The sequence below is a fragment of the Bacillus sp. CBEL-1 genome (assembly GCF_004348885.1).
Classification (GTDB): domain Bacteria; phylum Bacillota; class Bacilli; order Bacillales; family Bacillaceae_H; genus Priestia; species Priestia aryabhattai_A.
Genome location: NZ_SBIM01000011.1, coordinates 15,820 through 36,074, shown reverse-complemented (window position 1 = coordinate 36,074; position 20,255 = coordinate 15,820). Strand labels below are relative to the sequence as shown.

Sequence of the window (20,255 nt, the reverse complement as noted above, 5' to 3'; positions counted from 1 at the left end):
CTTAAGTACACTTAAAGAAAGAAGGACGGGGAGATGGATCAAAAATGGCAATGAGTGTACCAGAATTAATTATTTCGATGTTGTTATTCTTTGTGTTGTTTTTTGGAATCGGTTTCTTATTGAATATGCTCTTAAGAATGTCATGGATTATGGCGATTACGTATCCGGTTATTGTGATTTTGATTGTAGATGAAGTACGAGCAGTTAAGTATGTTCAAGAACCTTTAACATCAATTGCTCAGCTAGGTGAACGATTTCTTTCATTAGCTACCGCAGATATCGTTATTTTGCTATCTGGATTTTTAGGTGCTCTTATGGCAGGGATGGCAATCAAAATGCTTAGGGTAAGAGGATATCAAATGTTTTAAGTGGATAATATTGAAAGCACCCTTTCTCATGAGAAAGGGGTTTTTGCTCTTTCTACGCATAATTTAACTTTCCTTTGGAAACAAATAGATTCGTGGGAGGAGTTGGAAAGAGTCATATGATTAAAACATTAATAAAGCGTATTGGTATGTCTTTGCTTGTTGTAGGAGCATTGCTGACAACCTATGAAGCTGTCACAGGAGTACCCGTTACCGTCTTGTTTGAAAGTCTGCTAAGGGTTGATTCTACACCTGTTAATCATAGTCTTCGAGCGGATGCTTCTGAGAAGGAACCATTAGCAATTGAAGAGGCTTTTGATTGGTCAGCGTATCCAAGCCATACGGTGTTAGCCACAGGGTATACAGCAGGGTATGAGTCAACGGGTAAAAACCCTACAGATCCAAGTTACGGTATCACATATTCAGGTGTAAAAGTAAAACGAGATTTATACTCGACAATTGCTGCAGACTTATCAATATTCCCAATTGGTACAATTTTATTTATTCCTGGATACGGATACGGCGTCGTAGCGGATAAAGGTGGAGCAATTAAAGGTAATCATTTAGATTTATATTTTGAAACAGTAGCTGATGTCTATGAAATGTGGGGTAAAAAAGAACTTAGTGTATACGTAGTTGAAAAAGGTAAGGGAACCCTGTCTGAACAGCAGCTAACGGCTCTTAATGAAAACAAATCGATGCAGGTATTTAGGCAAAAAGTTAATTTAGTTCGCTAACACCCATATGCTATGGGTGTTTTATTTTGGTTGCTATAAATTAGACGTAAGTGAATATATTCGTTATTTATAATTGTTCATGAGACAATATTACATATAAAGAGCTCTATAGCTTTTAAAAGGTTTTACTATGAAAGGATGATTGTAGATGATTCAGTTACATACTAATTTAAATTTAGAGAGAGAAACAGAAGCACTAGTAGTAGGGATTTTTCATAGAAATGATTCATTTGAAGGCCCTTTAGAAAAGATTAATGCGACATTTGATGATTATCTTTCGCAGCTTGTAAAAGCGGGAGATATAAACGTCAATGAAAAACAAGTCTCCACCATTCCAACGTTTAATAAGATTGGGGCAAAGCGCCTAATTTTTATTGGTTTAGGGAGAAAAAGTGGACTTACTGAAGAAAGCCTAAAAGAAGCCTACGGCAATCTCTTTCAACAACTGAAGAAAGCTCAATTTAAAGAGATAACGATTGAACTTTCAACGTTTACCACGGATGCTATTAGTGAGGAAACGACGGCTCGTTTATTAGGTGAAATGAGTCAACTATCTACATACGAATTTGAACATTATAAAAAGCGTTCTAACGTGCCAACTGTTCAGTTGGAAAAAATCAATGTCATTGCTTCTGATAGCGTGGAAGATGCTTTTGAGCATGGCTATGTGTATGGTAAAGCTACCAACTCAGCACGTACGCTTGTTAATTTGCCAAGCAATATGTTAACAGCAACAGACTTAGCAGAATATGCTCAAAAGTTAGCTAATAAGTATGGATTTGAATGCGAAATTCTTGAAAAAGAAGAGATGGAAACGTTAGGGATGGGAGCTTTGCTAGCCGTTAATCAAGGGTCCATAGAACCCCCTAAGATGATTACATTAAAATATCAAGGGAAAAGTGAGTGGAAAGATGTTATTGGCTTGGTAGGGAAAGGTATTACCTTTGATACAGGTGGTTATTCAATCAAATCAAAATCCGGGATTGTTGGGATGAAAACGGATATGGGTGGAGCAGCATCAGTATTAGGGGCAATGGAAGTGATTGGTGAAACAAAACCAAAACAAAATGTTGTAATGGTCATTCCATCTACGGATAACGTAGTTAGCGCAACAGCATTTAAGCCAGATGATGTTATTACAGCTATGAGCGGAAAAACCATTGAAGTATTGAATACAGATGCAGAAGGAAGACTAGCACTAGCAGATGCTATTACGTATGCAAAACATCACGGGGCTTCCTATTTAGTAGATGTAGCAACATTAACAGGTGGTGTGATTGTAGCTTTAGGAACAGATACAACAGGGGCAATGACGAATGATTCTACCTTTTATGAGAAGCTACAGGCTGCAAGTCAGCATACAGGTGAGATGATTTGGCAACTTCCTATTACAGAAAAAGATAAAAAGAAAGTAAGAAGCAGTAAAGTAGCAGATTTAAATAATTCGCCAGGGCGCGAGGGACATGCTATTATGGCAGGAACCTTTTTGTTGGAATTTGCAGAAAATACACCTTGGATTCACTTAGATATTGCTGGAACAGCTACAACAAATGCTGGTGGTGCATATGGTCCTTCTGGTGCAACAGGTGTCATGGTTCGAACGTTAGCTCAATTAATTCGTGATTTCTAAACAGGATAATCGTGAATAAAAAGCGTGGATAGTTCATTCATCCACGCTTTTTGTATAGTAAAAGTAATTAATCAAACGTTTGTTTAGATTTTCCATTGACATTTGATTGTAAGGTATTATAATGAGTGTATTGTTTTAATTCTCTAATTGTTTAATACACTAAAGTGTGGAGGTTTCAAAATGAATGCAGTTTTAGTAGCTGTAGCTGTTATGCTTGTACTGAGTTTACTTCGTATTAACGTTGTTTTCTCTCTAGCTATCGGTGCTCTTATCGGAGGGCTTGTTGGAGGAATTAGCTTAACAGATACAGTCAACATATACACAGAAGGGCTAGGAAATAGCGCATCGGTAGCGTTAAGCTATGGATTGCTCGGAGCGTTTGCCGTTGTGATTTCAAGAACGGGTCTTCCAAATGCAGTAGTAGCAGTTGCGCTCAAGATCGTTGGGCGTGAAGGAGATACAAAAAGAAAAGCACTTTCTAAAGTACTTATTTTATTAATTATCTTAATTATTTCATGCTTTTCACAAAATGTAATTCCTGTACACATTGCGTTTATTCCATTGTTAATTCCACCGTTATTAACAGTATTTAACCAACTTGAAATTGATCGTCGTCTTGTTGCAACTGTCATCACATTTGGACTAGTAACACCATATATGTTTCTGCCAGCGGGGTTCGGGAAAATCTATCATGATATTCTCTCAACAAACATACAAGAGAACGGTTTAGCAGTACACAGCGGTGACATTGTTAAAGCAATGGCTCTGCCTGCCTTAGGAATGGTTATCGGTTTACTTGTAGCGGTCTTTATTTCATATCGTAAGCCTCGTATTTATAAAAATAGTAATCTCACGATGAACGAAGAAACTAGTAATACTGAACCTTCTTATACACGAAAAGGTATTATCGTTTCATTGATAGCTATTGTTGTTGCATTAGCTGTGCAAATTCCATTAAGCTCAATGATTTTCGGCTCACTTGCCGGCATTATAGTCGTATACCTAAGCGGCGTTGTGAAATGGAACGAAGCGGATACGGTTTTAACTGATGGTATGCGTATGATGGCATTTATTGGTTTTGTTATGCTGTCAGCTTCAGGTTTCGCTAAAGTGATTCAAGAAACGGGGGACGTGGAAACACTTGTTCAAGGTTCGGTTAATTTAATTGGCGGCAATCAAGTACTAGGAATATTATTAATGCTTGTAATTGGTTTATTGGTTACGATGGGAATTGGGTCATCCTTTTCAACCATTCCAATCATTGCTACAATTTTCGTGCCACTTTGTTTAGAATTAGGCCTTAGTCCTTTAGCAACTATTGCAATTATTGGAACAGCGGGTGCGTTGGGGGATGCTGGTTCTCCTGCTTCAGATAGCACGTTAGGACCAACTTCAGGTTTATCGGTAGACCGTCAGCACAATCACATTTGGGATACATGTGTGCCAACCTTTTTACATTATAACATTCCGTTAATTATTTTCGGATGGATTGCTGCACTTGTACTATAAAGAAAAAAGCGGTTGAGCTATGGCTCAACCGCTTTTTCTTTAAACTTGTGATAATGTTGAAGCCGTTGAGTCACATTGGCCTAAAGCAGTTTCAACAGCCTGTAAAGACTGCTCAATACGCTCACGATTTGAACCTTTTTCAACAGTTTGAAGAGCTTGCTCAAGGCTAGCCTTAGCAGCTGTTAATGATGTACATGAATCTTGTACAAATCCTCTAGCATTTTTTTGCATGATATGTACCTCCTTTGTAATTTAGAATCCTTATGTAGTATTTGCGAATATATGGGAAATATAAGCTTTATTTTTGCACATAAAAAAGGATTAACTTTCAATAGAGAAGTTAACCCTTTTAACCTAGTTGCTTAAATTGTTCTGACCCAAGAATTCGTTCCACATTCTGATCAAGCTCTTCAATTTTTTTAACAGCTAAAGCATAATCCATTTGACGATAGTGATGCTTTCCACCGGGTTCTTCATCCGCTTCATCTGCCAATTTGACCACTTTCTGTAGAGGACGTTGATGAATGGTTCCTTCTGGTAAGTAAGAATCAGTGTGAAGTAAAATAGCTAAAGCAATTTCTTTTGCTGCTTGAGGTTCTTCTCCAAGGCGTATTAATAACTTGTGGGCGCGCTCAGCTCCCTTAATTGCATGAATATCATTCTTTTTATATTTTTCATAGTCCCACTGACCATTTGTATACCATTCATAGTGACCAATATCGTGAAGTAGGGCCGCTTTAGTTGCTAAATCTGGATTGACGTTGTACTGAGTGGATAAACGAAAAGCATGATACGCCACAGAAACTGCGTGAGCAACTCCAGATCTTGTTAAATATTTTTTAGCAATTGGGTGTGTGAAGATGTCTAGCAAAGTAACATGTCTCATCATATAATCCCTCCTAAAAAAAGACAGTAAAAAATTATTTCTAACAACAATAGCATATTTGAATAGAAAAAACAACGATAATGTCAGGTGAATAAACATAGAAAACACGTTGTATATTAGTTTATTCATATCGTGAAAACATGTACGTAATATTTTATTAAAATAGAAAAATGGACAAGAGGGGTCATTTGAAAGGAAAGGGTTTTAAAGCTTTTATGAAGAAGATAACCATTGTAAAATAAAAAGTATGAAGGTGAAATGATATAGCGGAGGGATAAGATGAATACCGATAATACGTTATTAAGTACACTAGGCATTGAAATAATTTATGCTAGCAAAGATCAAGTAGAGGCGACAATGCCAGTAGATGAACGAACAAAGCAACCTTTTGGTTTACTACATGGTGGTGCATCGGTTGCATTAGCAGAGACAGTTGCGAGCTTGGGAGGGTTTCTAAGTATAGATCAAGAGAAGGAAATATGCGTGGGCTTAGAAATTAATGCAAATCATATTAAAGGAAAAAGAGATGGCCTAGTGACTGCTATTGGTAGACCTATACATAAAGGAAAAAAAACAGCTATCTGGGAAGTTAAGATTACGGACGAGAAAAATGAACTCATTTGTATTTCTCGCTGTACGTTAGCAATACTGCCCAAAAAATAGGAAAAGACAGTCTGTAGAAGTAAAAATAAATTGTAAAAGATATGGCGGATATCCTAATCATAGAGACATGCTTTGGAATATAGTAATAACAAAGCATTCTTTTTTTATTGTCCAAAAGAATATTCATAATATTATAAAATATCAATAGAAATAAACCTATCTTTTGCATAAGCGTGCTATAATTATAATAGCAGTCTCGTAGGCAGGTTTATCTAAAAAGGGGTGATAAAGATGAACAATTATGAACAATATGTCTTTATTGACTTTGAATTTACAATGCCCGAATACAAAGGGTATCCCAAAGGCTTTTTTCCTGAAATTATTGAAGTAGGGTTAGTTGCTGTAAGAAACCAAGAAATACAAGACCGCTTTTCTTCATATGTTAAACCCACTAGTTTTCCAAAGTTAACGGATCGCTGTAAAAGCTTTCTTCACATTCAGCAAAAACAAGTAGATGATGGAATTACATTTGAACAATTAATTCAGCAGCTAGCTCAGTATGAAAACAGTACAATTATCACTTGGGGAAATATGGATATGAAAGTACTCAAGCAAAACTGTCAAAAGCAAAGTTTGAAATTTCCTTTAAAAGGAAAAGAAGTAGATTTATCTATGGAATATAAGCGTTTCTTTGGCGACCAAAACCAAACAGGTTTATGGAAAGCTGTTCAGGAATATGGAAAAGAAGGAACAGGTAAGCATCACTGTGCGCTTGATGATGCTATGACTACTTTTAATATTTTTAAGTTAGTAGAAAAAGACAAACGTTATTTACAAAAGCCTGAACCTACTACAATTGGCGATCGGGTCGACTTCTCAAAGCTGTTAAACAAATTTGCATTATAAAAGCCAAGTCACCGTAATGTGAATTGGCTTTTTGTTTAAAGTACATAATCCTTTTGAAGTTGTTCGAGGCATTCAATGCTTCGTGTTGCGTAAGGATTATCTTTTAAAGAGAGCTCATTTATCAGTGATGTTAAAGCAGTCTTTAATGAATCTCTGTATGATGGAATTTCACTTGTATATGCTTTAACCATTGGTTTGGGAATATTAGCTTGCTCGTTAAAGGCTAGTGCACGACGTTCATGAAAGAATGGAACATCTACTTGTTGAGGGTTATGTAAATCTCCTTGTTGAGGATGTTTGATAACAGCTTTTACTCGCACTACGTAGTGCTGGTCACGTACTTGTGTAATTTCCCCAATGTATTTTCCAGTCTTGTATAAAGCAGTTACGGAATCACCGATTTCTAAACTCATATTTATCTCTCCTTTAAGTAATGTTCTACTCATTATTATAAGTCATTATAGTTTAAAGTTCATAGGGAAAGGATGAAATTGATGCAAGCATTAATCATGAATCTATATCTTTATTTTCCAGAAGATAAAACAGAATATATTCCAGCATTTATATGGATGTTGGTGTTTTTTATAGGAGCATTTCTGACATGGAGGTTTGTTATTAAAATTTCTAAAAAAGAAGAAGAGAAAATAAAAGAGCAAGAGCGAAAACATTCAGCAGAGTAACTGTTTGCTCGGATCAAAATGAAAGCGTTTAAAAATGAAAGTTGCTGGACAATCTATGGGAAGGTAACCATAAGGGAATCTGAGATTGGAGGGCAACATGAAGAAGTTACTACTAATTGGCTGCATACCATTAGTAATGTTAGTGGGATGTGGTGAAAAAGACATTTCGAATAAAGAAGTAAAAGTATATAACGCTGATGGAGATAGCTTAGGTAACATAAAGTTAAAAGAGGTATCTGACGGCGTAGAGATTACGTATAAATTAAAAGGATTACCTCCTGGTGAACACGGTGTACATATACATGAAAAAGGCGTGTGCAAAGCCCCTGCGTTTAAGACAGCAGGTAATCATTTAAATCCAGACGATAAAAAGCATGGATTACTTCATCCAGATGGTCCAGAGGCAGGTGACTTAAAGAACATTATCGTAAAAGATGATGGAACTTTTGATGGGACAGATATGGCGCCTGAAGTCACTTTAAAAGAGGGAAAAGGTTCCTTAATTAAAACGATGGACGGTTCTTCAATCATTATTACGGAGAACAAAGATGATGGTATGTCTCAACCATCTGGAGATTCTGGTACGCGAATTGCTTGCGGTGTCATTGCTAAGAAACAAGAAAAATAAACTGAAAGGACGCAATCAAGCGTCCTTTTTTAGGTTAAGATAGAGCAACCTGTAGTTTCTTTAAGCCTTCTTTTAGTTGTTCTCGAGGACAAGCAATATTTAACCGAATAAAGCCTTTCCCTTCAGCTTCACCGTATTTCATACCGCTTTCAACAGCAATTTTCCCTTTCGTTAATAATAGATTGTGCAGGTCTTCATCAGGTATATTTAATGTTCGACAATCAATCCATAATAAGTAAGTACCTTCAGGGTTAATTAACTTGAGCGCAGGTAGATTTTCTTTAATAAAGCTTCTAGTAAAGTCAATGTTCTCTTTTAAATATGCTAACAGTTCTTCTAGCCAACTTTCTCCATGTGTATAGGCAGCCTCTAGACCAATCGTACCGAATGTATTTAATGCGAAAAAGCCTTGTTTATGCTGCTGCTGTTGATATTTTTCACGTAATTCATTATTTGGAATAATAATAGCTGAAGCTTGTAAGCCAGGAACATTGAATGTTTTGCTTGGTGCTATGCACGTAATAGTACGATTTTTAGCATCTTCATTAAGAGAGCTAATTGGAATATGAACAGACGGTGTATACACTAAGTCCGAATGAATCTCATCAGATAAAATTAATACATCATACTTTTTGCAAAGATCAGCAATCTTCTCTAGTTCACCACGAGTCCATACCCGACCTACAGGGTTATGGGGACTGCACAAAATAAACATTTTCACTCCAGAAGCAAGCTGCTTTTCAAGAGCTGAAAAATCAATTGAGTAGCGATCTCCCTTTAAGAGCAGAGGACTTTCTATCAATTTACGTTCGTTTACTTTCACCATTTCAAAGAAAGGTGTGTATACGGGCGGTTGAATCAAAATGGAATCTCCTTTTTGTGTATAAGCCTGTATAGCCATACTAATTGCAAAGACAATTCCTGGACTGTATGTAATCCAATCTGTTTCAATGCTCCACTGATGGCGCTTTTGGACCCAAGAACGAATAGATTCATTTGTTGATTCAGTTGGCGTTGTATATCCAAAAACACCGTGCTCTACACGCTTAGCGATTTCGTTAACCACTTTTTCTGGAGCTGCAAAATCCATATCAGCTACCCAAAATGGTAATAGATCTTTTTTACCAAAGAGACTTTCCATCCGGTCCCACTTTACGGAGTTAGTGTTCATGCGGTTAATTCTATTGTTAAAGGAATAGTTCTTCATAATATAAGCCTCCATATAAACTGATTTTTAAATCTATAAGAGAGAATTTAATTACCTGTATGATATCTTTTATTTTGAACATTTTATCTTTAAAAAGTCAAAGATGTTGCTGTTTAAAGAGTAAGGGAAGAACAAAAATTATTATATTCCTTTTTATAAATGATAATAGTCCTGCCTCTTTGACAGGACTATAGTTTGTTGCAGAAAATTAGCTTGTTAAGAAATCCATCATATAATTTCGAATATCGTCCGGGCATTCTTCTGGTAACAGATGCCCAGTGTCTTTTAATGAAATAAAAGTAGAGCTTGGCAAATCTTGTTGAAGCTTTTTTCCTAAATGAAGAGGAACAACTCTGTCTTCTTCTCCCCATATTAATAAACTTGGCTTATCAATTGCTCTCAGGTCTTTTTCTGTTAGGTCTCCTTCACGATCACGAATCATCTTTGATAATGACATGAAGATACGATCATCTAAAAAAGGAGCAGTATAGCCTTCAATCATTTCTTCATCAATGAGATCGTGATTAAATACGACATTCTGAAGGTTAGCTTTAACACCTTTACGAGCTAGCCAAGTCTTGACCCACAGATAGAAAAAAGGTAAATGTGACGACATGACGAGGCCAGAATGCAATCGTCCTAGGTAAGCGGAGCTACAAAGTAAAACTAGCTTAGATACGTATTGGGGCTGCAACTTTGCGATATTCAGGCAAATTTGACCACCCATTGAGTGACCAGATAAAATGACTTGTTCTAACTTCAAATGTTCGATAACTTCTAAAACGGTTTTTGCTAAATTTTCATAAGAATAATGAAAGGTTAATGATTTTTCACTTCGTCCAAATGGTGGTAAGTCTATTGCAACAATTGAGAATTTCTGTTTCAATAATGGAATGAGTCTTCTAAAGCTAAAGCTAGATGATAGAAATCCGTGTATGAATACAATTGTTGGCTTTTTAGGATTAAAATGATGTAATTCATAATATACGTGTACATTGTTAAAAGAACGATAGTGTGCAGTCTCTATTTGAATCATTGGTTTCTTCACTCCAGCAATCTTTTTTAACAGTTTGCCCAGCTATCTTATTTAGTTACATGCAAAATATAGAAGATGAATATGAAATCTCAATGACTTATGAAATTTGTTATAATGTAAAAAGTGAGAATATTTGATCATTTTCAGGAGGTTATTTACATGTTTTTAGATGAAAAAGAATTAGAAATACTTGAGATCTTAGAAAAAAATAGTCGAATCTCAATAGATACAATTGCTAAGATGGTTGACTTACCCCTAGATGAAGCGACGCTTATTGTGAAAAAGTTAGAGCGTGAAAAAGTAATTGTTCAGTATTCTACTGATATCAACTGGCGTCGAGTGGATGGACATGAAGGCGTAACGGCTATGATTGACGTGAAGGTTGCTCCTAAAAGAGGTGTCGGATTTGATGAGATTGCTGAACGAATTTATCGATTTCAAGAAGTTAAATCTGTTTATTTGATGTCTGGAGCTTATGATTTATCTGTTATTATCGAAGGGAAATCAATGTCTGAAGTAGCATTCTTTGTTTCAGAAAAGCTGTCAACATTAGATTCCGTATTGTCCACAACGACGCATTTTATTTTGAAAAAGTACAAACATGACGGAACGATTTATGAACAAGGTGATGAAGACCGTAGAATCGTGGTGTCTCCGTAATGAAAGAACGCTTGTCTAATACAGTACAAGAATTACAACCATCAGGAATTAGACGTTTCTTTGATTTAGCAGCTAGTATGGATAACGTTATCTCCCTTGGTGTTGGAGAACCAGATTTTGTTACATCTTGGTCTGTGCGTGAAGCCAGTATCTTATCCCTTGAAAGAGGCTATACATCCTATACAGCGAACGCAGGCTTGCTTGAGCTTCGTCAAGAATTAATGAACTATATGAAGAAGCAGTTTGGTGTTTCTTATGATTATCAAAATGAGATATTAGTTACAGTTGGAGGTAGCCAAGCATTAGATGTGGCAATGCGTGCTATTATTAATCCTGGGGATGAGATTATTGTGGTAGAGCCAAACTTTGTCTCATATAGTCCGCTTATAACTTTAGCTGGAGGAGTTCCAGTTCCTGTTGAAACAACAGCCGACACGGAATTTAAACTACAGCCAGAACAAATTGAAGCAGTTATTACCAAGAAGACAAAAGCACTGTTGCTTTGTTCTCCCAATAATCCAACAGGTAGTTCATTAACAAAGAAAGAGCTTGAAGCAATTGCTGATATTGTCATAAAACATGATTTGCTGGTGATTACAGATGAAATCTATGCAGAGTTAACCTATGATGAACCATTTACATCGATTGCTTCAATTAGTGAAATGAGAGATAGAACAATTATTGTCTCGGGTTTTTCCAAAGGTTTTGCAATGACAGGTTGGAGATTGGGGTATATTTGTGCCCCGGTAGACTTGTTACAAGCCATGTTGAAAATTCATCAATACACTATGATGTGTGCACCAACAATGGCCCAATACGGGGCAATTGAAGCATTGAAAAACGGGTCACAAGATGTAGAAGAAATGAGAAAAAGTTACAGACGAAGACGAAATTATATGGTCAAATCATTAAATGAAATTCAGCTTTCGTGCCATACACCAGGGGGAGCTTTTTATGTGTTCCCATCCATTAAAAAAACAGGCTTAACTTCTGAACAATTTGCTGAACAGCTTCTCTTAGAAGAGAGGGTGGCAGTCGTGCCTGGTAGCGTTTTTGGATTAGGAGGAGAGGGGCACGTACGCTGTTCTTATGCTTCTTCTATGGAATCTTTAGAAGAAGCTATAAAACGTATTGGCCGTTTCATGCAAAATAAGTTATAATAGAAAGACCATGCTAATGAGCCATGTCAAAAGTTAGCATGGTTTATTTTTTGCGGATAGAATCAATTTTCTATTTATAATTTAAGGGAAATATGGGAAATAATAAAGTATAATAAATATAACTAGTTTTTGATTCAAAACGTGAACTGTGCTATAATTTTAAATTGGCTATAAAGATGAAAATAAAAGGTATTTAGGAGTGTTCATATGTCAAAATTTGAAATCGGTACTGTTACAAAAGGAAAAGTAACGGGCATTCAACCATACGGTGCATTTGTTGCATTAGATGAAGAAACACAAGGTCTAGTTCATATCTCAGAAGTTAAACATGGCTTCGTAAAAGATATCAACGAGCACCTATCAGTTGGAGACGAAGTAAACGTGAAAGTTTTATCAGTAGATGAAGCAACTGGCAAAATTGGTTTATCAATTCGTGCTACAGAGCCTGCTCCAGAAAAAACAGAAGCAGCGCCTAAAAAGCAAGTAGCTAAAAAGCGTCAAGCAACTGTACAACACACTGAGTCTACTCAAGGATTCAACACATTAAAAGAAAAATTAGAAGAGTGGATTGAGCAATCAAACCGCGAAGATCTAATTAAAAAATAATGTTTAAAAAGCGCACTGCATTCTGCAGTGCGCTTTTTTCTTAGTGAGTTGTTCTTGGTTCAGTACGCTCTACTTCCGCAGATGGTTTAAATAATAAGCCTAGGTTAATTAAACCAGCTATTCCTACTAATCCGTATACAATGCGAGAAAGGGCAGCTGATTGTCCACCGAAAATGGCAGCTACTAAATCGAATTGAAAAAATCCAATAAGTCCCCAGTTAATTGCCCCAATAATCGTTAATACTAACGCAAATCGTTGAACACCACTCATTTATTCTCCTCCTTTCTTTTTGTACTCACTCATTAGCTTTAGATGTTTAAGAAAAAATATTCGTGGAAAGAACCAAAGGTGAACATAGGAAAAAACGTCAGATAAATGAAGAGTGAAAAAAAGGGTTTTCGGAAATAATCTGTGAGAAGTCACTTTGCTTTACATCTTATATATCGTTGTTCATAATGATGATTGTCAGGAGGTTTTTTTATGAAAAATTTCACTTTTTACAACCCAACAAAATTAATTTTTGGTAAAGGTCAATTAGAACAATTAAAAACAGAAGCAGCTCGCTTCGGTAAAAAAATATTAGTCGTATACGGTGGCGGAAGCATTAAGCGAAACGGTTTATATGACCAAGTAATGAATGAATTAAAAGAAATTAATGCAGAAGTATATGAATTAGCAGGTGTTGAACCTAACCCTCGTTTAACAACTGTAAAACGCGGAATTTCACTTTGCAAAGAACATGATATCGAGTTTTTATTAGCAGTAGGCGGAGGAAGCGTAATCGATTGCACTAAAGCGATTGCGGCTGGAGCAAAATATGATGGCGATGTGTGGGATATTATTAATCGTGATGCTGTAGCAAAAGAGGCTCTTCCTTTTGGAACAGTTTTAACTCTAGCAGCAACAGGGTCAGAAATGAATGCCGGTTCTGTTATTACAAACTGGGAAACAAATGAAAAATACGGATGGGGCAGCCCTGCTACATACCCGCAGTTTTCTATTTTAGATCCTGTTAACACATTTACAGTACCACAAAATCAAACTGTTTACGGTATGGTTGATATGATGAGTCACGTGTTTGAACAGTATTTTCACGATGCAACAAATACACCGCTTCAAGATCGTATGTGTGAAGGGGTTCTACGCACTGTCATTGAAACAGGTCCAAAATTAATAAATGATCTTGAAAATTATGAACTTCGTGAAACCATTTTATATAACGGTACAATCGCTTTAAATGGCATGTTACAAATGGGGCACCAAGGTGACTGGGCAAGTCATAACATCGAGCATGCAGTATCGGCTGTATATGATATCCCTCATGCAGGTGGTTTGGCTATCTTATTTCCAAATTGGATGAAGCATGTGATGGATGAAAATGTAGAACGCTTTAAGCAAATGGCTGTACGCGTATTCGACGTTGATACAGAAGGTAAAACAGATAAAGAAGTCGCTCTAGAAGGTGTTGATAAGCTTCGTGAATTCTGGTCAAGCTTAGGTGCTCCAACGCGCTTAGCTGATTATGAAATCGGTGAAGATAAATTAGACCTTATGGCTGATCGTGCAATGGCGAAAGGTGAATTTGGTCGCTTTAAAAAGCTAAATCGCGATGATGTAATGGCAATCTTACGCGCTTCTTTATAATAGAAAATGCCCTGTGCTGACTAGCACAGGGCATTTTTTTATTCAGACATGCTTCGTTTTTTTTGCTTGTCTTTTAGGTCGTCTCGAACAGTACCTTTCCAAACTGGAGATCCACTGTAATAAGCAGCTCTTCCTAATAGATGTCCGGCAACTGGCGATGTAATAAATACAAACACAATACCTAATAATAGCTGTCCGTTAATAGAACCGTCCTTAATCCAGAAAAATAGTAAACACCCTACCAGGATAAGCAGTACACCAAGCGTAGCGCTTTTAGAAGCCGCGTGGCTTCGTGTATAGGTGTCAGGTAGCCTAATGAGGCCAATCATTGTAACAACAGTCAACAGAGCGCCCATTAGAATAATAATACCGATAATTAAATCACTGATCGCGGTCATATTCAATAATCGCTCCTTTTTCTAAAAACTTACCAAATGCAACAGTACCAACAAAAGCGATAATTCCGATTAAAAGAATTACTTCTACAAATGATGTTGTACGTAGCATAATAGATAAGATGGCCGTAACGGCTATAATGTTAATACCAATTGCATCTAAAGCCATAGCGCGGTCACCCGTTGTAGGGCCTTTAACGATGCGGTATACAAAACCAATCGTTGAAATTGAAATTAAAAGAAGCGATAGATTTAGCAACATTTCTAGCATATTAGCGGCTCACCTCCATAATAGCTTTTTCAAATGAATGTTGAATATCCTTAATTACCTCATCAATGTCATCCACGTTCATCGCATGAATATAGAGCGTGGAGTTATCGTCTGAAACATCAATTACTACTGTTCCAGGCGTTAAGGTAATCAGTAGTGAGAGAGTGGTAATCTCCCAATCTTTTTCAAGCTTCGTTGGCATGGCAAAGATTGCCGGCTTTATATTTAATTTCGGACGCAACACGTCTTGAATAACCGCAATATTTGCTTTAAATAGCTCGACGAGAAAGATAAGAAGCAGCTTAATAACCGCAAATATTTTCTCTAGATAAAACCTTTGCGGGAAAAATCTTCGAAGGACAAACAGCATAACTGCTCCCCAAAAGAAACCAATAAGGAAAGAAGGCCCTGTCCAAATACCTCTTAAAAACATCCATGTAACGGCAATTACTACGTTTAATAATAGTTGAAATGACATGCAGATCTACTCCTTTAACACCGATTCGATATAAATAGAAGGGTCCATGAGTGTTTCAGCTGCCATTGAAATATAAGGGAATACAACCTCCGCACCTAATCCTAAGAACACTGAGATCGCAAGTAGAATAGCTGCTGGATACAGCATTCCTTTTGTAGACCCTTTTTCTTGCTCCTCGGTTAATTTTGGTGCGCGCCAGAAGCAGTTCATAAAGATCTTCATCGCAGAATATAACACCATTAAGCTTGATACAAGCAATACCGTAACAAACGTATAGCTCTGTGATTCTAGTCCACCTTGGACAAGAAGAAATTTACCAACAAACCCACTTAGCGGAGGTATACCAGCTAGCGAAACGACAGCCACAAAAAACATCCATCCCAACTTAGGGTGCCGCTTAATTAATCCGCCCATCTCTTTTAGCTTAGCTGTCCCTGTAATAGCAACGATGGCTCCGCCTAATAAAAACAGTGCCGCTTTGATGACCATATCGTGAATCAAGTAATAGATTGCACCTTCGATTCCGGCCTGAGTTGTTAAAGTGATACCGTATACGATAACACCAACTGCAATGACAATATTATAGATTAAAATCTTATTCATATCGTTATAAGCAATAGCGCCCACTGTACCGATGACGATTGTTAGCAGCGCCGTATAGCCAATAAGTTGATGAGTGACCTCAGGCTGATGATAAAAGATTAGCGTGAATGTACGGAAGATAGAATAAATTCCAACCTTAGTTAATAGTGCACCAAAAAGGGCTGTGACAACGGGAGGTGGTGCATTGTAGGCACTAGGTAACCAAAAATACATTGGGAATAATGCGGCTTTTAGACCGAATACAATAAAGAATAAAATCCCAATTGTTGTCAAAATCCCAGGTTGATTAACTTCCGCAACCTTTTGTGATAAATCAGCCATATTGAGGGTACCTGTAACAGAATATAGATACGCTACAGCTATAACAAATAAAGCAGAAGAAATAACGTTAATGAGTATATACTTTAACGATTCTCTAAGTTGTGCTCGTGTACCTCCAATCACAATTAAAGCGTATGAAGACATTAACATTACTTCAAAGAAAACGAACAAGTTGAAGATATCTCCAGTTAAAAAGGCGCCAAATACTCCTACCATTAAGAAATGAACGAGTGGATAGAAATAGAATCGTTCTCGTTTTTCCCCGATTGAGCGAAAAGCAAATAGTGTACAGCAAAGTGCAACAATGCTTGCTGTTAATACAAGTAAAGCAGCTAACATATCAGCAACCAAAATAATTCCAAACGGAGGTTCCCAGTTCCCAAGTTTATGAGTTAGAACTCCATTTTTATATACAAGTTGTACTAAATACGCTGCAAATCCAGTTGTAGCAATTAATGATATCGTACTGATTATCCTTTGAAGTTTAATATTGTCTTTGAAAAATATAAGCACAACACCTACAACAAACGGGATAAGCAGCGGAATGATTACAAAATTATTCATCATTTTCATGTCCCCTTAACTTGTCCATATCGTCTGTTCCAAGTTCTTGATACGCACGATAAGCTAATACAAGAAAGAAGGATGTAACCCCAAAGCTAATAACAATTGCTGTTAAAATTAATGCTTGTGGTAGGGGGTCTGTGTAGGCAGGGGCATTTTCACCAAGTAAAGGAACTGTCCCTGCTTTCAATCCTCCCATTGTTAGTACTAGCAGATGCACGCCATGACTTAGTATTCCTGTCCCAATAATTATGCGCAATATACTGCGAGATAACATCAGGTAGACGGCTACTGTAAATAAAATCCCTGATACAATTGACATTAATATTTCCATTATTCACTCTCTCCAATCGTTTGAATAATGGTCATCGTAACACCTACAACTACTAGATAAACGCCGAGGTCAAATAAGACAACCGTCGCTAAAGCTGTTTTACCTAATATAGGAAGGTAAAAATAGTCAAATGTGTGAGTAAGGAAAGGAACTTTAAAGATAAAAGCTCCTAATCCTGTTAATATTGCTAAAAGCAACCCCGATGCTGCTACTTTTTTATGATCAAACGGAATTACTTTAGATACCGTTTTTATATCAAATGCTATTAGTAGCAAAACAAGAGCAGCTGCAGTCGTAAGACCTCCTATAAATCCTCCGCCTGGTGTGTAATGACCTGCAAAGAAAAGGTGAATAGCAAAAATGATAATGATAAACGTTACGACTTTAGTCGTTGTTTGCAAAATTAAATCATTTTTTTTCATTATCTATTTTCCTCCTTTGCTAAGCGTAATCGAATCATGCTGTAAATTCCAAGCGCGGCAATACATAGTACAGCAATTTCAAATAACGTATCAAAGCCACGGAAATCAACGAGAATAACGTTAACCATATTTTCTCCACCGGCTTCTTTGTAGCTATTGTTAATAAAGTATTGTGAAATTGAATCGAATAGCTTTGTGCTACTAGATGCAATTCCAACCAGCGTTACCGTGACTCCTACGAGTAAAGCGATAATCAAGTTTGGTAAATGGAATTTAACTCGTACTTTTTTCGGTTTAAATTCCGGTAGGTGATAGAAACACAGTAAAAACAATGCAACAGATACTGTTTCAATTACTAGCTGTGTTAATGCTAAATCAGGTGCTCTAAATAACACGAAGAACAGAGCAAGGGTGTAGCCAACAACACCTAATGAAATGATTGCTGTTAGACGTGACTTTGCAAAAACTGTTGTAATAGCTCCTAGAACCATAATTACAGCTAGGATTGCTTCATAAATACCGATATCCGCCATATTACTAGTGTCTACTTTAAATCCACCTTGTGTAAATAAAGTGATTAAAATAGCAGTACTAATAAAGGCGAAGATAACCAATAAATAGTCACGAATAAAGCCTGTCATCATGAATTTCATAATTCCATTTGATCCCTTTTCCATACCGGCTAATCCGTTATTATACGCATTGTTTAACGTAATAGACTCAGGGAACAAGTGATAGATTTTCGTCCATTTGTGTAAGGTTAAGAATAATAGTATACCTACAGCAATGACACCAATTGTCATAAAGAGTTCAGGCGTAAAGCCATGCCAAAATGTAATGTGAACATGGAACTGTTCACCAGCATCTAGCAAGCTTGGCGCAACTGAAGCCATGGTAGGTTCAATAATGCTAGACTCTAATATATTTGGAAATAATCCAAAAATAACGACCAGTGAAGCTAAAATAACAGGTGAAATTAACATACCTACAGGAGCTTCATGTGGTTTTTTCTCTAATTTTTCAGGTTGGTATTTACCGGTAAATGTTTTAAATACCAAAATCATGCTGTAAACAAACGTGAATATACTTGCAATCCAAGCAACAACAGGGAACAAAATTCCCCATGTTTCCATGTTGTAAATATCCATCTTTGTAACGTTAACCATTCCCGTAAAGAACATTTCTTTACTTAGGAATCCATTAAAAGGTGGAAGACCAGCCATTGCAAATCCACCAATTATTGCAATTGTGAATGTTACTGGCATAAGGGTCATTAGCCCGCCTAGCTTGCGAATATCACGTGTTCCCGTTTCATGATCTACAATCCCAACAACCATAAATAGACTACCTTTAAATGTAGCGTGGTTAATAAGGTGGAATACAGCTGCTGTGATTGCGACAACATAAATGTTATCGTCTAAGAATTCATAGTGTAAAGCTGCACTTCCTACACCAAGCAAAGACATAATCATTCCAAGCTGACTGATTGTTGAGAAAGCTAGGATTCCTTTTAAGTCTGTCTGCTTTACAGCCGAGAAAGAGCCCCAGAAAAGGGTTATAATCCCAACAGTTGATACGAGCGTAAACCACACTGCGTGATCTGCAAAAACCGGACTTAGTCGTGCAACTAGGTAAATACCAGCTTTAACCATTGTTGCAGAGTGTAGATAAGCACTAACAGGTGTTGGTGCTTCCATTGCATCTGGTAACCAGATGTGGAATGGGAATTGTGCAGATTTCGTAAAGGCACCAAGCAAAACAAGAATCATTGCGGGGATAAAGAGTGAACTTGACGTGACAACATCTAAGTTTGCGACAATTTCTCTAATACTAAATGTACCGCTTGGAATTGATAGTAATACGATTCCTGCTAATAAAGCCAAGCCACCAAAAACGGTAATAAGCATTGACTTTTGAGCTCCATAGCGTGACTTCTCTCGTTGATACCAATAGCCAATCAGTAGGAAGGACGAAAGACTTGTTAATTCCCAAAAGCTATAAAGAACAATTAGGTTATCAGACAAGACCACTCCAAGCATAGCTCCCATAAACATTAAGAGATATACATAAAAGGTATGAAGTGACTCTTTCGTTTTTGATAGATAGTAGATGGAATACAGGACAACTAGCGTTCCAATCCCTGTAATTAGCAAAGCAAATAATAAGCCCAGTCCATCAATATAAGCATCAAAATTAATCCCTAAGCTAGGTATCCATTTCAATGAATATAAATACGAATTTCCGTTTGCAACCCCGCTTATATACTTCGTAAAGTAAAGGAACAGCACAAGCGGTAATGGCAACACAAACCACCCTGTATGAATCTGTTTAAATGATTTATACAGAAGTGGAATAAGGAATGCTAATAAGAATGGTGAGATGATCACCAGATGTAACCAAGACAAAACACAAACCTCCTTGTGACATCCAATAGATTAGATTTTCTATGAATGATTATATAATACTTTAACAGTGCGTGCATCCTTGCTACTCAGTAGTATCAACGTTTTTTACCTGTCTTATTAAATAAATAGAAACTCGTCCACACAACCGTAAAAAAAAATTTTTTTTTTGAATAAAACTCGTCGATTTTTGTCACCCTAATAGTG

Annotated in this window: 25 protein-coding genes; 12 read left to right on the top strand and 13 right to left on the bottom strand. The window is 36.8% G+C overall.

All coding sequences use genetic code 11. The features are described 5' to 3' along the window. The first annotated feature begins 44 nt into the window (after positions 1-44). The 4 genes from EPL02_RS08305 to EPL02_RS08290 all read left to right on the top strand — a co-directional run bounded on the left by EPL02_RS08305 (position 45) and on the right by EPL02_RS08290 (position 4,241). Complete coding sequence (locus EPL02_RS08305; protein WP_094911186.1) at positions 45-368, top strand: YuiB family protein; 324 nt, start codon at positions 45-47, stop codon at positions 366-368. A 116-nt stretch (positions 369-484) separates the two neighbouring features. After that, a complete protein-coding gene (locus EPL02_RS08300; protein WP_094911187.1) occupies positions 485-1,102 on the top strand; it encodes a 3D domain-containing protein in 618 nt (205 codons plus the stop codon). A 148-nt stretch (positions 1,103-1,250) separates the two neighbouring features. Beyond that, the gene (locus tag EPL02_RS08295) at positions 1,251-2,732 is read left to right on the top strand and encodes a leucyl aminopeptidase (RefSeq protein WP_131887447.1); all 1,482 of its coding nucleotides are present in this window, start codon (positions 1,251-1,253) and stop codon (positions 2,730-2,732) included. 180 nt (positions 2,733-2,912) lie between these two features. Then, entirely contained in the window at positions 2,913-4,241 is a 1,329-nt protein-coding gene (locus EPL02_RS08290) for a Na+/H+ antiporter family protein (protein WP_131887446.1), read from the top strand. 39 nt (positions 4,242-4,280) lie between these two features. Here EPL02_RS08290 and EPL02_RS08285 read toward each other — a convergent pair whose 3' ends face one another. Then, positions 4,281-4,472 carry a hypothetical protein gene (locus EPL02_RS08285; RefSeq protein WP_094911190.1) on the bottom strand — a complete coding sequence of 64 codons (192 nt, stop codon included), beginning with the start codon at positions 4,470-4,472 and terminating at the stop codon, positions 4,281-4,283. Positions 4,473-4,590: 118 nt separating this feature from the next. Further along, the gene (locus tag EPL02_RS08280; protein ID WP_094911236.1) at positions 4,591-5,127 is read right to left on the bottom strand and encodes an HD domain-containing protein; all 537 of its coding nucleotides are present in this window, start codon (positions 5,125-5,127) and stop codon (positions 4,591-4,593) included. Positions 5,128-5,406: 279 nt separating this feature from the next. Here EPL02_RS08280 and EPL02_RS08275 point away from each other — a divergent pair, with 279 nt between their 5' ends. Together EPL02_RS08275 and kapD are read left to right on the top strand one after the other, a co-directional pair. Further along, complete coding sequence (locus EPL02_RS08275; protein ID WP_094911191.1) at positions 5,407-5,790, top strand: hotdog fold thioesterase; 384 nt, start codon at positions 5,407-5,409, stop codon at positions 5,788-5,790. A 231-nt stretch (positions 5,791-6,021) separates the two neighbouring features. Next, positions 6,022-6,636, top strand: coding sequence for a 3'-5' exonuclease KapD (gene kapD, locus EPL02_RS08270; RefSeq protein ID WP_094911192.1), 615 nt, complete (start codon positions 6,022-6,024; stop codon positions 6,634-6,636). Between the two features lie 35 nt (positions 6,637-6,671). Here the strand turns inward: kapD and kapB are convergent, their stop codons facing one another. Continuing rightward, the gene (gene kapB / locus EPL02_RS08265; RefSeq protein WP_179289232.1) at positions 6,672-7,055 is read right to left on the bottom strand and encodes a kinase-associated lipoprotein KapB; all 384 of its coding nucleotides are present in this window, start codon (positions 7,053-7,055) and stop codon (positions 6,672-6,674) included. Positions 7,056-7,130: 75 nt separating this feature from the next. On the opposite strand from kapB, the gene EPL02_RS08260 reads away from it, so the two are divergent. Both EPL02_RS08260 and EPL02_RS08255 read left to right on the top strand, forming a co-directional pair. Then, positions 7,131-7,316: a hypothetical protein gene (locus EPL02_RS08260; protein ID WP_094911194.1), complete on the top strand. Its 186-nt coding sequence runs from the start codon at positions 7,131-7,133 to the stop codon at positions 7,314-7,316. Between the two features lie 97 nt (positions 7,317-7,413). After that, entirely contained in the window at positions 7,414-7,944 is a 531-nt protein-coding gene (locus tag EPL02_RS08255) for a superoxide dismutase family protein (RefSeq protein WP_094911195.1), read from the top strand. A gap of 34 nt (positions 7,945-7,978) precedes the next feature. Here EPL02_RS08255 and EPL02_RS08250 read toward each other — a convergent pair whose 3' ends face one another. Continuing rightward, a complete protein-coding gene (locus tag EPL02_RS08250; RefSeq protein ID WP_131887445.1) occupies positions 7,979-9,151 on the bottom strand; it encodes a MalY/PatB family protein in 1,173 nt (390 codons plus the stop codon). A gap of 208 nt (positions 9,152-9,359) precedes the next feature. Next, positions 9,360-10,187 carry an alpha/beta fold hydrolase gene (locus EPL02_RS08245; protein ID WP_131887444.1) on the bottom strand — a complete coding sequence of 276 codons (828 nt, stop codon included), beginning with the start codon at positions 10,185-10,187 and terminating at the stop codon, positions 9,360-9,362. A gap of 159 nt (positions 10,188-10,346) precedes the next feature. Between EPL02_RS08245 and EPL02_RS08240 the strand changes: the two genes are divergently transcribed. The 3 genes from EPL02_RS08240 (at position 10,347) to yugI (ending at position 12,613) form a co-directional block, all read left to right on the top strand. Next, positions 10,347-10,847: an Lrp/AsnC family transcriptional regulator gene (locus tag EPL02_RS08240; protein ID WP_094911198.1), complete on the top strand. Its 501-nt coding sequence runs from the start codon at positions 10,347-10,349 to the stop codon at positions 10,845-10,847. Then, a complete protein-coding gene (locus EPL02_RS08235; protein ID WP_094911199.1) occupies positions 10,847-12,007 on the top strand; it encodes an aminotransferase in 1,161 nt (386 codons plus the stop codon). Before EPL02_RS08240 ends, EPL02_RS08235 begins: the two co-directional genes overlap by 1 nt. 207 nt (positions 12,008-12,214) lie before the next feature. Continuing rightward, positions 12,215-12,613 (top strand): S1 domain-containing post-transcriptional regulator GSP13, encoded by a 399-nt coding sequence (gene yugI, locus EPL02_RS08230; protein WP_094911200.1) that lies wholly within the window; start codon positions 12,215-12,217, stop codon positions 12,611-12,613. A gap of 40 nt (positions 12,614-12,653) precedes the next feature. Here the strand turns inward: yugI and EPL02_RS08225 are convergent, their stop codons facing one another. Further along, positions 12,654-12,884, bottom strand: a complete 231-nt coding sequence (locus EPL02_RS08225; protein WP_094911201.1) for a DUF378 domain-containing protein — start codon at positions 12,882-12,884, stop codon at positions 12,654-12,656. Positions 12,885-13,094: 210 nt separating this feature from the next. Here EPL02_RS08225 and EPL02_RS08220 point away from each other — a divergent pair, with 210 nt between their 5' ends. Then, the gene (locus EPL02_RS08220; protein ID WP_094911202.1) at positions 13,095-14,258 is read left to right on the top strand and encodes an iron-containing alcohol dehydrogenase; all 1,164 of its coding nucleotides are present in this window, start codon (positions 13,095-13,097) and stop codon (positions 14,256-14,258) included. Positions 14,259-14,296: 38 nt separating this feature from the next. Here the strand turns inward: EPL02_RS08220 and mnhG are convergent, their stop codons facing one another. Genes mnhG through EPL02_RS08185 form a run of 7 tightly spaced genes read right to left on the bottom strand, consistent with a single transcriptional unit; the run spans position 14,297 to position 20,051 of the window. After that, a complete protein-coding gene (mnhG, locus tag EPL02_RS08215) occupies positions 14,297-14,656 on the bottom strand; it encodes a monovalent cation/H(+) antiporter subunit G (protein WP_131887443.1) in 360 nt (119 codons plus the stop codon). Then, positions 14,640-14,924, bottom strand: a complete 285-nt coding sequence (locus EPL02_RS08210; RefSeq protein ID WP_094911204.1) for a Na(+)/H(+) antiporter subunit F1 — start codon at positions 14,922-14,924, stop codon at positions 14,640-14,642. Before EPL02_RS08210 ends, mnhG begins: the two co-directional genes overlap by 17 nt. Before the next feature lies 1 nt (position 14,925). Next, complete coding sequence (locus EPL02_RS08205; protein WP_094911205.1) at positions 14,926-15,402, bottom strand: Na+/H+ antiporter subunit E; 477 nt, start codon at positions 15,400-15,402, stop codon at positions 14,926-14,928. Positions 15,403-15,408: 6 nt separating this feature from the next. After that, positions 15,409-16,893 (bottom strand): Na+/H+ antiporter subunit D, encoded by a 1,485-nt coding sequence (locus EPL02_RS08200; RefSeq protein ID WP_094911206.1) that lies wholly within the window; start codon positions 16,891-16,893, stop codon positions 15,409-15,411. After that, positions 16,883-17,224, bottom strand: a complete 342-nt coding sequence (locus tag EPL02_RS08195) for a Na(+)/H(+) antiporter subunit C (protein WP_094911207.1) — start codon at positions 17,222-17,224, stop codon at positions 16,883-16,885. The genes EPL02_RS08200 and EPL02_RS08195 overlap by 11 nt, the downstream gene beginning before the upstream one ends. Next, positions 17,224-17,646 carry a Na(+)/H(+) antiporter subunit B gene (locus EPL02_RS08190; protein ID WP_094911208.1) on the bottom strand — a complete coding sequence of 141 codons (423 nt, stop codon included), beginning with the start codon at positions 17,644-17,646 and terminating at the stop codon, positions 17,224-17,226. Before EPL02_RS08190 ends, EPL02_RS08195 begins: the two co-directional genes overlap by 1 nt. Then, on the bottom strand, positions 17,646-20,051 hold the full coding sequence (locus tag EPL02_RS08185; protein WP_094911209.1) for a Na+/H+ antiporter subunit A: 2,406 nt from the start codon (positions 20,049-20,051) through the stop codon (positions 17,646-17,648). The genes EPL02_RS08190 and EPL02_RS08185 overlap by 1 nt, the downstream gene beginning before the upstream one ends. Positions 20,052-20,255 lie beyond the last annotated feature (204 nt).

Bases quoted from the DNA above. Each gene is read 5' to 3' on its own strand.
- EPL02_RS08305 (WP_094911186.1), top strand. From the start codon at position 45: ATGGCAATGAGTGTACCAGAATTAATTATTTCGATGTTGTTATTCTTT.
- EPL02_RS08300 (WP_094911187.1), top strand. From the start codon at position 485: ATGATTAAAACATTAATAAAGCGTATTGGTATGTCTTTGCTTGTTGTA.
- EPL02_RS08295 (WP_131887447.1), top strand. From the start codon at position 1,251: ATGATTCAGTTACATACTAATTTAAATTTAGAGAGAGAAACAGAAGCA.
- EPL02_RS08290 (WP_131887446.1), top strand. From the start codon at position 2,913: ATGAATGCAGTTTTAGTAGCTGTAGCTGTTATGCTTGTACTGAGTTTA.
- EPL02_RS08285 (WP_094911190.1), bottom strand. From the start codon at position 4,472: ATGCAAAAAAATGCTAGAGGATTTGTACAAGATTCATGTACATCATTA.
- EPL02_RS08280 (WP_094911236.1), bottom strand. From the start codon at position 5,127: ATGAGACATGTTACTTTGCTAGACATCTTCACACACCCAATTGCTAAA.
- EPL02_RS08275 (WP_094911191.1), top strand. From the start codon at position 5,407: ATGAATACCGATAATACGTTATTAAGTACACTAGGCATTGAAATAATT.
- kapD (WP_094911192.1), top strand. From the start codon at position 6,022: ATGAACAATTATGAACAATATGTCTTTATTGACTTTGAATTTACAATG.
- EPL02_RS08260 (WP_094911194.1), top strand. From the start codon at position 7,131: ATGCAAGCATTAATCATGAATCTATATCTTTATTTTCCAGAAGATAAA.
- EPL02_RS08255 (WP_094911195.1), top strand. From the start codon at position 7,414: ATGAAGAAGTTACTACTAATTGGCTGCATACCATTAGTAATGTTAGTG.
- EPL02_RS08250 (WP_131887445.1), bottom strand. From the start codon at position 9,151: ATGAAGAACTATTCCTTTAACAATAGAATTAACCGCATGAACACTAAC.
- EPL02_RS08245 (WP_131887444.1), bottom strand. From the start codon at position 10,187: ATGATTCAAATAGAGACTGCACACTATCGTTCTTTTAACAATGTACAC.
- EPL02_RS08240 (WP_094911198.1), top strand. From the start codon at position 10,347: ATGTTTTTAGATGAAAAAGAATTAGAAATACTTGAGATCTTAGAAAAA.
- EPL02_RS08235 (WP_094911199.1), top strand. From the start codon at position 10,847: ATGAAAGAACGCTTGTCTAATACAGTACAAGAATTACAACCATCAGGA.
- yugI (WP_094911200.1), top strand. From the start codon at position 12,215: ATGTCAAAATTTGAAATCGGTACTGTTACAAAAGGAAAAGTAACGGGC.
- EPL02_RS08225 (WP_094911201.1), bottom strand. From the start codon at position 12,884: ATGAGTGGTGTTCAACGATTTGCGTTAGTATTAACGATTATTGGGGCA.
- EPL02_RS08220 (WP_094911202.1), top strand. From the start codon at position 13,095: ATGAAAAATTTCACTTTTTACAACCCAACAAAATTAATTTTTGGTAAA.
- mnhG (WP_131887443.1), bottom strand. From the start codon at position 14,656: ATGACCGCGATCAGTGATTTAATTATCGGTATTATTATTCTAATGGGC.
- EPL02_RS08210 (WP_094911204.1), bottom strand. From the start codon at position 14,924: ATGCTAGAAATGTTGCTAAATCTATCGCTTCTTTTAATTTCAATTTCA.
- EPL02_RS08205 (WP_094911205.1), bottom strand. From the start codon at position 15,402: ATGTCATTTCAACTATTATTAAACGTAGTAATTGCCGTTACATGGATG.
- EPL02_RS08200 (WP_094911206.1), bottom strand. From the start codon at position 16,893: ATGATGAATAATTTTGTAATCATTCCGCTGCTTATCCCGTTTGTTGTA.
- EPL02_RS08195 (WP_094911207.1), bottom strand. From the start codon at position 17,224: ATGGAAATATTAATGTCAATTGTATCAGGGATTTTATTTACAGTAGCC.
- EPL02_RS08190 (WP_094911208.1), bottom strand. From the start codon at position 17,646: ATGAAAAAAAATGATTTAATTTTGCAAACAACGACTAAAGTCGTAACG.